The 13,469-nt window shown below is 65.6% G+C and carries 16 protein-coding genes and 1 tRNA gene; 10 read left to right on the top strand and 7 right to left on the bottom strand.

Annotation, left to right across the window (positions count from 1 at the left end; translation table 11 throughout):
* Positions 1 to 89: 89 nt before the first annotated feature.
* Together ACQR1F_RS05150 and ACQR1F_RS05145 are read right to left on the bottom strand one after the other, a co-directional pair.
* Positions 90 to 677 carry an HdeD family acid-resistance protein gene (locus ACQR1F_RS05150; protein ID WP_316178874.1) on the bottom strand — a complete coding sequence of 196 codons (588 nt, stop codon included), beginning with the start codon at positions 675 to 677 and terminating at the stop codon, positions 90 to 92.
* 129 nt (positions 678 to 806) lie between these two features.
* A complete protein-coding gene (locus ACQR1F_RS05145; protein WP_315800088.1) occupies positions 807 to 1,835 on the bottom strand; it encodes a PrsW family glutamic-type intramembrane protease in 1,029 nt (342 codons plus the stop codon).
* A 778-nt stretch (positions 1,836 to 2,613) separates the two neighbouring features.
* Between ACQR1F_RS05145 and ACQR1F_RS05140 the strand changes: the two genes are divergently transcribed.
* From ACQR1F_RS05140 to ACQR1F_RS05125, 4 genes are all read left to right on the top strand, one after another.
* A complete protein-coding gene (locus ACQR1F_RS05140; protein ID WP_434912627.1) occupies positions 2,614 to 3,762 on the top strand; it encodes a PLP-dependent cysteine synthase family protein in 1,149 nt (382 codons plus the stop codon).
* 188 nt (positions 3,763 to 3,950) lie between these two features.
* A complete protein-coding gene (gene hemA, locus ACQR1F_RS05135) occupies positions 3,951 to 5,180 on the top strand; it encodes a 5-aminolevulinate synthase (RefSeq protein ID WP_315800086.1) in 1,230 nt (409 codons plus the stop codon).
* Positions 5,181 to 5,320: 140 nt separating this feature from the next.
* On the top strand, positions 5,321 to 5,899 hold the full coding sequence (locus tag ACQR1F_RS05130; RefSeq protein WP_315800085.1) for a hemerythrin domain-containing protein: 579 nt from the start codon (positions 5,321 to 5,323) through the stop codon (positions 5,897 to 5,899).
* 80 nt (positions 5,900 to 5,979) lie between these two features.
* Entirely contained in the window at positions 5,980 to 6,195 is a 216-nt protein-coding gene (locus tag ACQR1F_RS05125; protein ID WP_315800084.1) for a hypothetical protein, read from the top strand.
* Positions 6,196 to 6,391: 196 nt separating this feature from the next.
* Here the strand turns inward: ACQR1F_RS05125 and ACQR1F_RS05120 are convergent, their stop codons facing one another.
* Complete coding sequence (locus ACQR1F_RS05120; RefSeq protein ID WP_434912626.1) at positions 6,392 to 7,144, bottom strand: hypothetical protein; 753 nt, start codon at positions 7,142 to 7,144, stop codon at positions 6,392 to 6,394.
* 200 nt (positions 7,145 to 7,344) lie between these two features.
* On the opposite strand from ACQR1F_RS05120, the gene ACQR1F_RS05115 reads away from it, so the two are divergent.
* From ACQR1F_RS05115 to ACQR1F_RS05105, 3 genes are all read left to right on the top strand, one after another.
* Complete coding sequence (locus tag ACQR1F_RS05115) at positions 7,345 to 7,677, top strand: Rieske 2Fe-2S domain-containing protein (protein WP_434912625.1); 333 nt, start codon at positions 7,345 to 7,347, stop codon at positions 7,675 to 7,677.
* 213 nt (positions 7,678 to 7,890) lie between these two features.
* Positions 7,891 to 7,965 (top strand) — tRNA-Glu (locus ACQR1F_RS05110).
* Positions 7,966 to 8,130: 165 nt separating this feature from the next.
* Entirely contained in the window at positions 8,131 to 8,388 is a 258-nt protein-coding gene (locus ACQR1F_RS05105) for a PilZ domain-containing protein (protein WP_315712079.1), read from the top strand.
* Between the two features lie 316 nt (positions 8,389 to 8,704).
* Here the strand turns inward: ACQR1F_RS05105 and ACQR1F_RS05100 are convergent, their stop codons facing one another.
* Both ACQR1F_RS05100 and ACQR1F_RS05095 read right to left on the bottom strand, forming a co-directional pair.
* Entirely contained in the window at positions 8,705 to 9,373 is a 669-nt protein-coding gene (locus tag ACQR1F_RS05100; protein WP_410051932.1) for a glutathione S-transferase family protein, read from the bottom strand.
* Positions 9,374 to 9,613: 240 nt separating this feature from the next.
* A complete protein-coding gene (locus ACQR1F_RS05095; RefSeq protein WP_012044102.1) occupies positions 9,614 to 10,066 on the bottom strand; it encodes a VOC family protein in 453 nt (150 codons plus the stop codon).
* Positions 10,067 to 10,655: 589 nt separating this feature from the next.
* On the opposite strand from ACQR1F_RS05095, the gene ACQR1F_RS05090 reads away from it, so the two are divergent.
* Positions 10,656 to 10,958: an HU family DNA-binding protein gene (locus ACQR1F_RS05090; protein ID WP_172109121.1), complete on the top strand. Its 303-nt coding sequence runs from the start codon at positions 10,656 to 10,658 to the stop codon at positions 10,956 to 10,958.
* Between the two features lie 466 nt (positions 10,959 to 11,424).
* On the opposite strand, the gene ACQR1F_RS05085 is transcribed toward ACQR1F_RS05090, so the two are convergent.
* The gene (locus ACQR1F_RS05085) at positions 11,425 to 11,574 is read right to left on the bottom strand and encodes a hypothetical protein (RefSeq protein ID WP_315800080.1); all 150 of its coding nucleotides are present in this window, start codon (positions 11,572 to 11,574) and stop codon (positions 11,425 to 11,427) included.
* 134 nt (positions 11,575 to 11,708) lie between these two features.
* Here ACQR1F_RS05085 and ACQR1F_RS05080 point away from each other — a divergent pair, with 134 nt between their 5' ends.
* Positions 11,709 to 11,993 carry a hypothetical protein gene (locus ACQR1F_RS05080; RefSeq protein WP_315800079.1) on the top strand — a complete coding sequence of 95 codons (285 nt, stop codon included), beginning with the start codon at positions 11,709 to 11,711 and terminating at the stop codon, positions 11,991 to 11,993.
* 62 nt (positions 11,994 to 12,055) lie between these two features.
* Here the strand turns inward: ACQR1F_RS05080 and ACQR1F_RS05075 are convergent, their stop codons facing one another.
* Positions 12,056 to 12,220 (bottom strand): hypothetical protein, encoded by a 165-nt coding sequence (locus ACQR1F_RS05075; protein WP_434912624.1) that lies wholly within the window; start codon positions 12,218 to 12,220, stop codon positions 12,056 to 12,058.
* A gap of 366 nt (positions 12,221 to 12,586) precedes the next feature.
* On the opposite strand from ACQR1F_RS05075, the gene ACQR1F_RS05070 reads away from it, so the two are divergent.
* Positions 12,587 to 13,348 carry an SIR2 family NAD-dependent protein deacylase gene (locus ACQR1F_RS05070; RefSeq protein WP_315800078.1) on the top strand — a complete coding sequence of 254 codons (762 nt, stop codon included), beginning with the start codon at positions 12,587 to 12,589 and terminating at the stop codon, positions 13,346 to 13,348.
* Positions 13,349 to 13,469 lie beyond the last annotated feature (121 nt).

Raw genomic sequence — 13,469 nt, 5'->3', positions numbered from 1 at the left:
ACCAATAGTAGCTGGTGGCGGCGTTGATCATGGTCGCTCTATAGCGGCCGCGCGGCCGCTTGTCATCTCGAAAATCGCAACCCTCGGACTCAGGCGTTGCGGGCGGCGAGCGCCATGCCGATCATCGACAGCCCGCCGAACAGCAGGTTGATGCCGACCAGCAGACCGATCGCCCACATCGCCGTGCCGGGCAGGCCCGAAATGATGATTCCGGCGATCGCGATGTCGACGACGCCCGAGATTGCCAGCCACGACCAGCGTCCGGACAGTTCGCGGCGGTGCTCCAGCGCATACATGATGGTGGCGACGCCCTCGGCGAGGAAATAGACGCCGATCACGATCGTCAGCGTCACCGTCCCCTGGACCGGCTGCGCCACCAGGATGATTCCGGCGACGATGGCGAGCACGGCCGACAACAGCGACCACCAGAAGCCCGGCATGCCGCGAGCCCAGAAGGTGAGCGCGAGCCCGGCGATGCCCGAGATCAGGAACATCCAGCCGAGGAAGATCGTGACCGCGAGGCTCGCCAGCGGGGTGAGGATCATCGCCAGCAGGCCGAGCACCGCGAGCAGGATGCCCTCGATCAGGAAGGCCTTCCAATGCGCGCGCATGGCCGCCCCCATTTGCGACCTCATGCGTTCGAGCTCGGGCGGAATCGTATCCTGGGGAAGGGTCATGATCGTCACTCCGGGCAAGGTCACGCGCTCAACGCCGCGGCCGCCTGCCCACGCACATGGTGAGGACCTGCGGCCCGGACAAGCGCGCGATGCGCGTTTCGTTGCTCTGCCGGCCGCAGCAGGCCGGGACTAGGCCGTCGTCCGCATCCGGTTGCGGCCGAAAACATAGACCGTCGTTGTGACAATCAGAAGGGCCATGCCGACGATGATCGCGGTGAGACCGAGTGGAACCAGCACGGCGGCGACGTTGCGGTCGGGGTTGAGAAGCCAGTGCCGAATGGAGGTCAGCACGAATCCGAGCCCGACGAAGCCGGCGGCGCCGCCGAACAGCAGCAGCGCCCACATCCTGCGCAGCTGGCTCAGCCTTGCCCGCGCTACCTCGGTGCGCGGCGTGTGGTGATGGGCGACCCGGCGCACCAGCCGCACGGCAAGACCGATCGAGGAGAACCCGATCAGCACGCTGACGCCGCCGAGCCAGAGGCGCGCGGCGGCGTCGAGGGTCGACGCCCGCTGCAGCAGCAGCAACGGATAGTCGAAGGCCGCATGCAGCATCACCGGAGCGGCCAGCACCAGTGCCCAGCTCGACAGCCGCGCCCCTTCGCGATTGTGGCGGTTGGCGCCGAGCGCCGTACTGGTGCGAGCGATCGCGAGATAGGCACCGGCAATGATGCCGAGCGCGCCATGAAACGGCACGGTGAGCACGCTGCGCAGCACCGCCAGCGAGCGCCACATCTCGGCATGCTGGACGAGATAAGCCAGGTTCTCGTAAGCCGCGAAGCCGAGCCCAACGGCGGCGCCGTAGAACACCGTGTCCATGGCATTGCCGACCTGCCGGCGCCGCGACCAGAGCGCGGCGATCACCGCGACCTTGGCGAGCTCTTCCGGCAAGGCGACGCCGAACAGAGCCCGGACCGCTTGCGCGATCCAGGGATTCTCCAGCGTCAGCCCGACATGCTGGAACGGGATCCGGACGATGCCGAGCAGCAGCACGCTGGCGGCACCCAGCAGGAAGGCGGTCCAGATCTTGAGCGGGGGGCCTGAATTGTCACCCGCGGCGACCACCAGCCAGAGGATCAGTAGCGCGGGCGCGATCGCGGCGGTGCCGATCACGGTCGCGAGGGCTTCGAGCAGGTTCATTTGCGATGGCAAGTAAGCCATGGTCTCCGATCATCCAATGCGGCGGGGCCGAACCGGCCGCCACCACCCGCACGGGGGATGGATTTGACATCGGTCCGTGGCCGCACGGCAAGATCTACATGTCGGCAGAATGAGCCGCCCTTCAAGGGAAAGAACCCCGTCCGGATGCTCGATTGGGGAGGGACCGCTGTGCGGCCGCAGTCCGCGGCCGCACGGCAGGGCTCAACGGGGCCGGGGTCCTCTTGGCGTCGCCGTATCGCTGTCGCGCGCCGGCGCCTCCTGGCGCGGCTCGCCCGGGGTCCAGGCGTCGGTGCGGGAGGGGCTCGGCGCCTGGGCGGTCGTCGGCGTTTCCACGCAGCTCAAGCGCGGCGTCGGGTCGGCCACGCGCCGGCACTCCAGCCCCTCAGCAAAAGCGGTCTGGCTGATGGCGCACGCAACCAGGACAATCGAAAGAACTTTCATGGTGGGCCCTCGGAGCAGGCTCGGCTCGCCCGTGATGCAGGCTCGATTCGGTCGTATTGGCCGACAATCTCCAGTTTGGTCGCAAAAGCGTGCATTTGTTTGACCAATCTCGCCGTCATTCAAAAAAAACTTCCGAAAATCGCTTGCATTATCAGCGGACTGCAAGTCATGCGCGAGTTCTGGCCAGCGGAATGAATGCGCGGTTGTGTTCGCTCTCGATCGGCGCCAATTGTGGCCGGCACCGGGCCGCTGCCGCTGGACAGCTTGCCCCCAGCTTGCGCGGCATGCACGGCCCGTCGGGCTTGATGTGGCGGATGGATCATGGTCGGTTGCCGCGATGAATTCGCCGTCTTGGTCAGTTTCCGACAGAACCTGTGGTCCACACTATCGCCGTGGCTGGGTCGACGACGCCGTGGCGGCGATCGAGGCCGACCAGTGCCGGACCGCCGACACGCATCTGATCCGGCTGATCGTGCCCGCGCTCGCCGGCATCGACATCTACCTGAAGGACGAATCGACCCACCCGACCGGGAGCCTCAAGCATCGGCTGGCCCGATCGCTGTTTCTCTATGCGCTGTGCAACGGCCACATCCGGGAAGGCACGCCGGTGGTCGAGGCCTCCTCCGGGTCGACAGCGGTCTCGGAGGCCTATTTCGCGCAGATGATCGGCGTGCCGTTCTATGCGGTGATGCCGCGCACCACCTCGGAAGAGAAGATCGCCGCGATCACGCATTACGGCGGCAACTGCCATCTCATCGATGACGGCCGGTTTCTCTATGCCGAGGCGGCCGCGCTCGCGAGCCGGCTCTGCGGCCATTACATGGACCAGTTCACCTTCGCCGAACGCGCCACCGATTGGCGCGGCAACAACAACATCGCCGAGTCGATCTTCAGCCAATTGCAGGGCGAGCGCTGTCCGCTGCCGGAATGGATCGTGATGGGCGCAGGCACCGGCGGCACCTCGGCGACGATGGGCCGCTATCTGCGCTACCGCCGCTACCCGACGCGGCTGTGCGTCGCCGATGTCGAGCATTCGGCCTTTTTCGACGCCTTCTGCAACGGCGACAGCGCCCGGACCTGCGAACGGCCGTCGCTGATCGAAGGGGTCGGCCGTCCGCGCTGCGAGCCGTCCTTCGTGCCCGGCGTGGTGGACCGGATGATGAAGGTGCCGGATGCCGCTTCCGTTGCGGCGATGAACGTGCTGACGCGGCGGCTGCGGCGGCCGGTCGGCGGCTCGACCGGAACCAACTTCCTGGCGCTGTGCCGGCTGGCGGCGGAGATGCGGCAGCAGGGACAGACGGGGTCGCTGGTCACGCTGATCTGCGATTCCGGGGAGCGCTACCGCCAGACCTATTACGAGCCGCAATGGCTGTCCGCGCGCGGTCTCGACCCCGCGCCGTACGAGGCCGCTCTGTCCGCCTTTCTTGATACCGGGGCGCCGCTACGGCTCGAAATTGCCGATGCGGGGAATCCGCTGCCCGCCTGAATGCCTCCGCGCGCGTCGTGGTGAGAGCCGCGGCGAGCGGTGTCCGGATGCCCGGCAATGTGCGCGATCCCTGATCTGGATCAACGAAGAAGGCGCCGGATTGCGCTTTGGTCCGACCCCGAGCAGGGCTCCAAGGGCGCGCCGGAACGCAGGTTCGGGACGTGGGCAGGGGAAGGACGGATCAGGTGATGAACTACGACAGCTATTTCGACCGTGCCCTCGACCAGTTGCACCAGGAGCGGCGCTATCGCGTCTTTGCCGATCTGGAGCGCCTCGCCGGCCGCTTCCCGCGCGCGATCTGGCATTCGCCGGAGGGGCCGAAGGATGTCGTGATCTGGTGCTCCAATGACTATCTCGGCATGGGCCAGCATCCGAAGGTGATCGGCGCCATGGTCGACGTCGCCGCGCGCATGGGCACCGGCGCCGGCGGCACCCGCAACATCGCCGGCACCAACCATCCGCTGATCGAACTCGAGCGCGAGCTCGCCGATCTCCACGGCAAGCAAGCGGCGCTGGTGTTCACCTCGGGCTACGTCTCCAACGAGACCGGCATCTCGACCATCGCAAAACTGCTGCCGAACTGTCTGCTGCTGTCGGACGCGCTCAACCACAATTCGATGATCGAGGGCGTCCGCAAGGCCGGGAGCGAGAAGCAGGTCTGGCGGCACAACGACCTCGCCCATCTCGAAGAGCTGCTGCGGGCGGCCGATCCCGACCGTCCCAAGCTGATCGTCTGCGAGAGCCTGTATTCGATGGACGGTGACGTCGCGCCGTTGCACCGGATCTGCGATCTCGCCGAGCGTTATGGCGCGCTCACTTACGTCGACGAGGTCCATGCGGTCGGCATGTACGGCCCGCGCGGCGGCGGCATCGCCGAGCGCGACGGCGCGATGGCCCGCATCGACATCCTCGAGGGCACGCTCGCCAAGGCCTTTGGCTGCCTCGGCGGCTACATCGCTGCCAATGCCAATCTGATCGATGCCGTCCGCTCCTATGCGCCGGGCTTCATCTTCACCACCGCCTTGCCGCCGCCGGTTTGCGCCGCGGCGACCGCCGCGATCCGCCACCTCAAGACCTCGCAGTGGGAGCGTGACCGGCACCAGGATCGGGCGGCGCGGCTCAAGGCCGTACTGAACGCCTCGGGGCTGCCGGTCATGCCGTCCGACACCCACATCGTGCCGGTGCATGTCGGCGATCCCGAGAAGTGCAAGACGGCGTCCGACCTGCTCCTGTCCGAGCACGGCATCTACATCCAGCCGATCAACTATCCGACCGTGCCGCGCGGCCTGGAGCGGCTGCGGATCACGCCATCGCCCTACCATGATGACGGCCTGATCGACGCCCTGGCCGAGGCGCTGGTCGACGTCTGGGACCGGCTCGGCCTTGCACGGGCGCCGCAGGCGCTGGCCGCGGAGTGAGCCCGTTCCGCTGACCTGTCACATCGGCCTGTCAGTTTGATCTGCCGCAATGCCGCCCGCGCCCGCGCGGGCGTAGTCTTTTGCGTTCAGGGAAAATGCCGGTTCGGCAAGGCCCGGCCGGCGCACAGGCGAGGGCGGCCATGGCAAGGATCATCGAAGCGCTGCTGCAGGAGCACGAGAATCTCGAGAAGCTTCTCTCGGTGCTCGAGCACGAACTGGAGCTGTTCGATCACAATCGGCGGCCGGACTACGACATTCTGCAGAGCATCATCGCCTATTTCGAGGACTATCCGCAGCGCTGTCATCATCCCAAGGAGGAGATGATCTTCGGCAAGCTGCGCGAGCGCGATCCAGCCGCGGCCGCGGCCTATGGCGACGTCGACGACGAGCACGAGACCGAGGCGCGGCGGCTGCGCGGCTTTGCCGACGCCGTGAACGCGGTGCTGTCGGACCAGGAGATCCTGCGCGAACGCTTCCACGCCGCCGTGCATGAGTTCATCGACAGCCAGCGCGAGCATCTGCGCAAGGAGGAGACCCTGCTGTTTCCCGCAGCGCTGCGTACCCTCCAGGCGGAGGATTGGGCCGACATCGACGCCCGCATGTCCGACCGCAAGGACCCGCTGTTCGACGGCGACGTCGCCGAGAAATTCCACAATCTCGAGCGGACCATCCTGCGCTGGGAACAGGAGGCGGAGCAGGCGCGCGCCACGGCCGGCTGATGGCATTTTGCCCAATTGCGCCCCGCGAGCCGTGGACTATAGTTTCAGCTCGGGGGCAGGCACTCGTCTCGGAGTTGGCTATGACCGCTTTGAACACAGGGCTCGAACCGGCCCGAGGTTCGCAGGATGCAGGTGCCGTCGACGCGACGGGCAGGCCTGCGCAGGTCCCGATGGCGCAGCAGAACGCCTTCGGCAGCCACGGCTATGACATGTATCCGCAGAAGCTCATCCGGCTGTCGGGCTGTCAGGAGCGCGCGCTCCGTCGCGAGAAGAAGCTCCCGTTGCTGCTGAGCTGACGGTGCTGCCCCGTAAGCATACGGTTGGCTGGCTTGTATTAAGACATCGTTAACCAGGCCGCGCGACCCTGTTCGCATGCTCCCCCAGGAGTGCGACGGAACCGGACGGCCGGAGCCGGCAGTCGCGACAAGAGGCCGGCGGCGTAACGCCCGCCGGCCTTTTTGCGTGGGCGGGGTGTCTTGGAATCCCCCTCGATCAGTTGCGTCGCGCCAGCGAGCGCAGGAAGCCCTGATATTCCTCGTTCAGCTCCATATCGACGGCGGGTGCGAGCCGCAGCAGCACGTTGGCGATGAACGCCTGATCGTTGCGGGGCTCCGCCAGCACCTCGCGCAGCACCGGGACGTTGTCCTCGATGTGGTGCAGGAAGGCGACGCCTTTCTCCGCCGTCTCGGTCCAGCGCGCCCGCGTCCATTTCGCCAGCGGATACATGATCTCGTGGACGAAGTTCGATTTGCGCGCCTTCTCGAAGAAGCGCAGTCCGGCGCTCCAATTTTCCTTGGCGCGTAGCGGCGGTGGCGGCAGATCGCCGGTCAGCATCTTCCTGCCGGCCTGGCCGACGAAATCGTCCAGCGTGGTCGGCGCATCGATCGTAGCGCGGAAGTGCCACAGCGCGAACGAGCCGGGAAAATCCTTGCCCATGCCGTCGAGCAGGGCCGTCTCGACCGTGTCGACCGCCGCCTTGTCGCCCTTGAGCGACGCAGTCATCGCGAAGGCGAACAGCGCGTCGTTGCCGACCTCATGGACGCCGCCGTTCTTCAATTGCGCCGCCGACAATGCGGGCGTCTTGCCGTCGGCAGGCACCGTGGCCTCGCCGGCGCGCTGCGCATTGATGAAGGCGGTGATCTCGAGCCAAGCCGTGAGGTTGGCGATGAAGGCGTCGGGATCGACATGCACGATGGCGAGATTGAGCGGCTCCTTGCGCGTTCTCAGCTCGGTCATGTCGGTCATGTCGCACTCCGCAGCAGCTCGCCGCCGAACGGTCTGTCGCCTTTGCGACATGATGGCTCGTTCGACGAAGATGCCGGGAAGGGCAGCAAGAAGGGTGCCACGGTCTTGTCGGGCTCGCGGGCACGGCGCGATCCTCGGAACGAGTCTTGCTCGGGCTGCTTCGCGTGCGATGTTCGCAACGGAAAGCATGAGGCCAGTGAATGTTCACCCGTGTCTGCAAGGCCGACACCATCGACGAAGGCGGCATGCGCCTCGTGATCGCCGATGCCCAGCTCATCATCCTGGCCTGGCCCGACGATGGCGAGCTCAAGGCGTTCCAGGGCGTCTGCCCGCACACCGCGGCGCCGATGGAGGAGGCCGGCTTCGACGGCCGCGTGCTCAGTTGCCCCGTGCACAATTGGACGTGGGATGCCCGTACCGGCGCACCGCTCCACCCTCCGGAGAGTGCGTTGGCCGCGTATCCGGTGAAGGTCGAGGACGGCGTGGTCTACATCGACACGGACGGCATCTTTCCGCTGTTTGCGGCCCGTTGAGCATGCGGGACCAGACTGGAAAGACCGGCACGGGGTGGCTTGCCCGGCCGGCGAAACGCCTCTATACGTTCGGCGCGTGGCACGGAATCACCGTCGGTGGTTCAGCCGACCTCGCAGATCATCGCCTCAAGCGGCTGATTTGCTGAAGGTTTTGCCGAAACGTGCAAGCGGCGATGGCACCGGGGCCTCGTGCCCTCTGGCATCGTGCGTATTGCTCCCTTCGTCTATCGGTCAGGACGCCACCCTTTCACGGTGGAGAGAGCGGTTCGATTCCGCTAGGGAGCGCCATTCCGCGCCGGCTTTCCTTCCATCTCCGATCTTGAAACGGACGGTTTGCGCCGAGACGTGTCGGCGCGGGGCCCTGCATCCATGAATCGCACGCCCAGTACGTGATCCGGTCAACCGTCCATTAGGGTCCTTGCCGTACTGCAGCGGGCGAGCAGGAGCAGGATGATGGCCGCGCCCAAGAAGCGGGAAGCCCGCAAATCGATGAAGCAGCCGGCGTGGATCACGCTGGATGGCGGGTTCGCCGTGCGCCATTGCCTGGTTCAGGACATTTCCAGCGCCGGCGCCAAGCTGACCTTGCAGGACGCGGCGGCGCTGCCGGCGACCATCCGGCTCGCCTTCGCGCGCGACGCAAGAACCGGCCGGCAGTGCCAGGTGGTGTGGCGCCGCGGCGCCTCGGTCGGCGTCAAGTTCATCGGCAAATAGACCAGTATCGCTTCACTGCCGCAGACGCGCTAACAAGCGGCATGTGTCGATCTCTCATCCTGGGCGTCCTCGCGGCGTTCGCCGCCGTGACCGTTGCGGCCGCCGGCTCGCCGGGGTCATCGCTTCTTGTGCCATCGCTTCCCGGGCCGAATAAGGCTGGGCCGAATAAGGCCGCACCCCGTTCAGGCGCCGCCACCAACAATCCCTGCGCGTCCTACGGTGCGAACTTCGTACGCGTCGAGGGAACCGATACCTGCGTGAAGGTCGGCGGCGCCCTGGGCGTCGAGATGGGCACCTCGGCCGGCCGCTGAGGCGCTCACGACAGCGGCGGCGCGATGTGGCGGATGAAGGCCGGGCGTTGCGCGATCTGTCCGTACCAGCGCGCGAGACTCGGCAGCTCCGGCTTGACAACACCTTCGACTCCGAACCAGCGCCGCGCATAGGCGCCGAGCGCGATGTCGGCGAGCGTGAAGCGCTCGGCCTCGACATGGCTGCGTGTGGCCAGATGCGCGTCGAGGATGCGCCACATCGCCGCGGCGTCGTCGGCCGCCTTCTGCAAGGCGGGCATGTCGCGCTGCTCCGGCGGCGTACGCACCAATCCCCAGAACAGCGGACGCTCGATCGGCTGCACCGTCGACAGCGTCCAGTCCAGCCAGCGCTCCACCGCGGCGCGGTGCCGCGGCGTCGTCGGGTAGAGCGGCGTGCCGTCGCCGTGAGCGAGGCAGAGGTAGCGCATGATCGCGTTGCTCTCCCACAGCACGAAATCACCCTCGACCAGGGTCGGGATGCGGCCGTTCGGATTCATCGCGAGATAGTCCGCTTCGTTGTTGCGGCCGTACTGCATCCCCGCGTCGATCCGGTCATGGGCGACATCGAGCTCGGCGAGACACCACAGCACCTTCTGCACGTTCACCGAATTGGGGCGGCCCCAGATCGTCAGTCTGTTGTCGGCGGACACGTTCGGCTCCTCTCTGGCGAGCGTCATCATTAGCGCATGTTACGCAAAAAGCCCCGCTCGTTGGCGGGGCTTTTCGGTCGAACGCGTCGTTCGCGGGATCAGCGGCCGAAGAACAGCCACAGCAGAATGATCACCGGAATCGGCACGCCCAACAACCACAATAGAATTCCACGACCCATCTCGGCCTCCTCGTATCCTCACCGTCAATCGGAGCGACAACGCGAGGGTGGCCTCGATGTTCCGGCCGGAATCACGCGGGCAGATGACTCACCAATGTCCGGTGTTCGGCATCGACAGCCAGGGCTCGGCGGGCGCCTTCGGCTCGCCCTTCTGCAACAGCTCGATCGAGTGCAGGTCGGGCGAGCGGACGAACGCCATGTTGCCGTCGCGCGGCGGCCGGTTGATGGTGATGCCGAGCTTCATCAGCCGGTCGCAGGTGGCGTAGATGTCGTCGACCTCATAGGCGAGATGGCCGAAGAAGCGGTCCTCGCCATAGCTCTCCTCGTCCCAATTGTAGGTGAGCTCGACCAGCGGGGCGCCGCGCGTCGGCGGCAGGCTCTTCAGCAGGTGTTCATCCTCGGGTGCGCAGAGAAACACCAGTGTGAAGCGACCCTTGTCGTTGTCGATCCGGCGCACCTCCTTGAGGCCGAGCGCATCGGAATAGAATTTGAGCGCGGCGTCGAGATTGCGCACGCGCAGCATGGTGTGGAGATAACGCATCGTTTCTTCTCTCCCTGAACTCGAAGCGGATGGTCAATGGCCGCCTGCGGACGCCGATCCATAGCAGCAATTCGTTCGCCCGTGTATCGAGCCCGATGCTGCGGCGATGCCGGCTCGCGCGGATGTGCGGTGCGCGCGGCGACGCATTCGATGGGCTGCGCGGTGTTGCGAAAGCCTCTCCGCATGCCCGCGAATCGCTGTTTTGGCAGTGATTCGCGGCATGGATGAACGGGCGCGATGCGACCGCATGCAGGTATTTCAGCGTGTTTCGCCTGCAATGTGCGGCCAAAATCACGCAGGACCGTCGAAAATGCCTAGAAATATAGGGGAAAATGAATCGCATGCTCCGTTCGATCGCCAACGCAGCTTGACTTCTGCGCGCTCCGTTGGAATTTTGGCGCCGCTGTGGGTGCTTCGGGGCCCCTTGAAATGCAGGAGAATCCCGAAAATCGCGGGGTGATACGCCACCAGACGACTGAAGTCCCGGCTGTGCAATGCAGCCAGAAAGCCCCGACCAGTCTGCGCAGCAATGCGCTGATAGCCGCGCAGTCGTCACGTCATTCACCAGTATCAATCACAAGGAGATACGATGGCTACCCAACTTTCCAAGTCGCAACTGATCGAGAAGATTGCGACCTCGACCGAGCTGTCCAAGCGCGACGTCAAGAACGTCATGGAGACGCTCACCGACGTCGGCCACAAGGAGCTGAAGAAGAACGGCGTGTTCCTGGTGCCCGGCTTCGCCAAGTTCGTCGTCGTCAAGAAGCCCGCCGTGAAGGCGCGCAAGGGCACCAACCCCTTCACCGGCGAAGAGATGATGTTCAAGGCCAAGCCGGCCCGCAAGATCGTGCGCGCGCGCCCGGTCAAGGCCGCCAAGGACGCGGTTGCCTGATCTGACCGTCAGTCACGGTCGTGATCACGTCAAAGGCCTCCCGGAAGGGAGGCCTTTTTCGTTGCGGCTATGTGGTTGCAGCGCGGCTGAGCGTTGCGGTCGCCGAAGCGCCGCCGTCCCCGGATCGCGAAGGTTGGCACCGCGGGGGCCCGAAAAACGACAGCAGCGCCAGCGCGACGGAATATCTTCGTCGCGTGGCGCCACCCTCGAGCACTGGGCCCTGAAATCCCCAGTACTGATCTGTCTCGGGGTGGCGCAGGCAGGTTCAAAGGATTTTGCGGGAAAATTGACCGGCCCGTGCGACCTCCGGCCCGCACAGGAGCGCCGTCGCGCGTGCTGGGGAGAAGCCGGTGGATATGGCGCAGCAAGCCGTTGATCAGCAATCCGGAGAGTCCAGGCGAGGAGCTGTGGACAAGCGTTGGATCGACTGTGGATGAAGGCCCGGCGATCGCCGCAAAGCTCGGCTCTAGCGGCGCTCGCCGTTCAGATCCGCGCCGTCGTCCGCTCCTGTTTCAGGCGCTACACCGGCCGCCTCGGTCCTGGGATGACAGGACGCAAGCACGACGAATCCGCCATAGCCGATGATGTTGAACAGAAGTTCCAGCCAGGATGCCATCGCGGATTCCCCCCATGGCAGTGAACGTGTGGCGACGGTGACGGTTCCAGACGCGCGCGGCGGGGAGCCGGCCTGCAACCAACTCCCCAGCATCTGCGTTGTTTGGACGCACGGGAATTGGAGGACATTCGATCATGAGAAAGACATTGGCTGTTCTGGCGACCGCGGGCGCCGTCGCCATCACCGCACTGGCGGCACCCGCTCCGGCACAGGCGCGCGGCATCGGCCCGGGTCTCGCATTCGGCCTCGCGGCGGGAGCGCTGACCGCCGGCGCGATCGCGGCGTCGCACCCGTATTACTATGGTCCGGGCTACGGCTACTACGACTACGGCCCGCGTTACGTCTACGCGCCCGGGCCGTATGCCTATTACGGCGGACCGTACTATCATCGCTACCACCACTGGCGTCATCACTGGTAAGCGCCGGTCGTAAGGAGGAGGGCCCGGATGGCGAAAGCCTCCGGGCTCTTCTCTCATCCCTGCTATTCCGCGGCCTCGCCGCGCTGTGCCTTCTTCCACGCCAAGCGGGCATATTCCTCGCGTTCGCGCGCGAACTTCTCCTGGGTCGAGTTGAACCGTGCAATCCTTGCGGTGATGTCGGCGCGCTCCTTCGCGCGGCGGTCGTCCTGCGTCTCGTTCTGCCTCACGGATCCTCTCTGCTCCGGTCGCTATCCGGCGAGCCTCGCCCTGAGACGCGTGACAAACTTCCTGGCGAATCGCTGGCGCGATGTGGGTGTCCGATTGAGGCGTGATTGCGGACGCCCGGCCCCGCTGCAGGCGGGTCGCGCGTTTTGCTGGGGAGAGAAGGCGAGCACCGCCAACGTCTTCCGGTAGACACGGAACGATCCGACTCGTCTTGCTTGCAGTTGCGTCGTTCACGGCTGGTTCCGGAGGATGCGGAGTAGCGCAACGATGCAGCCGGGCCGGACATGCTCGGAGGCGGGAGCCAGCTTGCCGTGCTATGAAGGGAGGAGAATGATGGTGCGAGGTTTCATGGTTCGGGGCCGCCGCTGATGATTGCATCCGATCTGCACGACGGGGTGAACCGCCTGGGAGACATGATCGCTGCGGCGCGTGTGATCGTGCCCTTCACCGGCGCTGGAATATCGACCGAGACGGGCATTCCGGATTTCCGGTCTCCCGGCGGTCTATGGACGCGCAACCGGCCGATCCATTTCGACGAATTCGTCGCCAGCCAGGAGGCGCGGGACGAGGCCTGGCGGCGGCGCTTCGCGATGCAGGAGACGTTTGCCGCGGCGCGGCCCGGCCGCGGACATCTGGCGCTTTCGTCGCTCTACCGTGCCGGGAAAATTCCGGCCGTGATCACTCAGAACATCGACAACCTGCACCAGGACTCCGGTTTCGCGCCGGATCACGTCATCGAGCTGCACGGCAACACCACCTACGCGCGATGCATCGGATGCGGGCAGCGCTATGAGCTCACCTGGGTGCGCGAGCGCTTCGAGGCCGACGGGGCCGCGCCGGATTGCCCCGATTGCGCGGAGCCGGTGAAGACCGCGACGGTATCCTTTGGTCAGTCGATGCCGGAGCATGAAATGCAGCGCGCCACCGAGCTCGCGCAGCACTGTGATCTGTTCGTCGCGATCGGCTCGTCGCTGGTTGTGTGGCCGGCCGCTGGCTTTCCATTGATGGCAAAGCGGGCTGGCGCGCGACTCGTGATCATCAACCGGGAACCGACCGATCAGGACGACGTTGCCGACCTCGTTGTCCACCACGAGATCGGCGAAGTACTCGGATCGTTCGTCCGTAATTGAACGGAAATTGATGCATTTTTGTCGGCATCTCTGTTCATATGCCTCAGTGAAACCGATTTTTATCTATGCGCGGCACGAGGGAATGTTATCTTTGATTCGAGAGATTCGCGTGACTCATCGT

Origin of the sequence: Bradyrhizobium sp. HKCCYLS3013 (assembly GCF_051167615.1) — a bacterium.
Classification (GTDB): domain Bacteria; phylum Pseudomonadota; class Alphaproteobacteria; order Rhizobiales; family Xanthobacteraceae; genus Bradyrhizobium.
The sequence above is the reverse complement of the archived record's forward strand: the minus strand, read 5'-3'. Positions and strand labels throughout refer to the sequence as shown.

What these genes read in the sequence shown, in the direction of transcription:
- ACQR1F_RS05085 (WP_315800080.1), bottom strand. Translation starts at nt 11,574, where the DNA reads ATGGCATCCTGGCTGGAACTTCTGTTCAACATCATCGGCTATGGCGGA.
- ACQR1F_RS05090 (WP_172109121.1), top strand. Translation starts at nt 10,656, where the DNA reads ATGGCTACCCAACTTTCCAAGTCGCAACTGATCGAGAAGATTGCGACC.
- ACQR1F_RS05095 (WP_012044102.1), bottom strand. Translation starts at nt 10,066, where the DNA reads ATGCGTTATCTCCACACCATGCTGCGCGTGCGCAATCTCGACGCCGCG.
- ACQR1F_RS05115 (WP_434912625.1), top strand. Translation starts at nt 7,345, where the DNA reads ATGTTCACCCGTGTCTGCAAGGCCGACACCATCGACGAAGGCGGCATG.
- ACQR1F_RS05070 (WP_315800078.1), top strand. Translation starts at nt 12,587, where the DNA reads ATGATTGCATCCGATCTGCACGACGGGGTGAACCGCCTGGGAGACATG.
- ACQR1F_RS05100 (WP_410051932.1), bottom strand. Translation starts at nt 9,373, where the DNA reads ATGACGCTCGCCAGAGAGGAGCCGAACGTGTCCGCCGACAACAGACTG.
- ACQR1F_RS05145 (WP_315800088.1), bottom strand. Translation starts at nt 1,835, where the DNA reads ATGGCTTACTTGCCATCGCAAATGAACCTGCTCGAAGCCCTCGCGACC.
- ACQR1F_RS05080 (WP_315800079.1), top strand. Translation starts at nt 11,709, where the DNA reads ATGAGAAAGACATTGGCTGTTCTGGCGACCGCGGGCGCCGTCGCCATC.
- ACQR1F_RS05150 (WP_316178874.1), bottom strand. Translation starts at nt 677, where the DNA reads ATGACCCTTCCCCAGGATACGATTCCGCCCGAGCTCGAACGCATGAGG.
- ACQR1F_RS05130 (WP_315800085.1), top strand. Translation starts at nt 5,321, where the DNA reads ATGGCAAGGATCATCGAAGCGCTGCTGCAGGAGCACGAGAATCTCGAG.
- ACQR1F_RS05120 (WP_434912626.1), bottom strand. Translation starts at nt 7,144, where the DNA reads ATGACCGACATGACCGAGCTGAGAACGCGCAAGGAGCCGCTCAATCTC.
- hemA (WP_315800086.1), top strand. Translation starts at nt 3,951, where the DNA reads ATGAACTACGACAGCTATTTCGACCGTGCCCTCGACCAGTTGCACCAG.
- ACQR1F_RS05125 (WP_315800084.1), top strand. Translation starts at nt 5,980, where the DNA reads ATGACCGCTTTGAACACAGGGCTCGAACCGGCCCGAGGTTCGCAGGAT.
- ACQR1F_RS05140 (WP_434912627.1), top strand. Translation starts at nt 2,614, where the DNA reads ATGAATTCGCCGTCTTGGTCAGTTTCCGACAGAACCTGTGGTCCACAC.
- ACQR1F_RS05105 (WP_315712079.1), top strand. Translation starts at nt 8,131, where the DNA reads ATGGCCGCGCCCAAGAAGCGGGAAGCCCGCAAATCGATGAAGCAGCCG.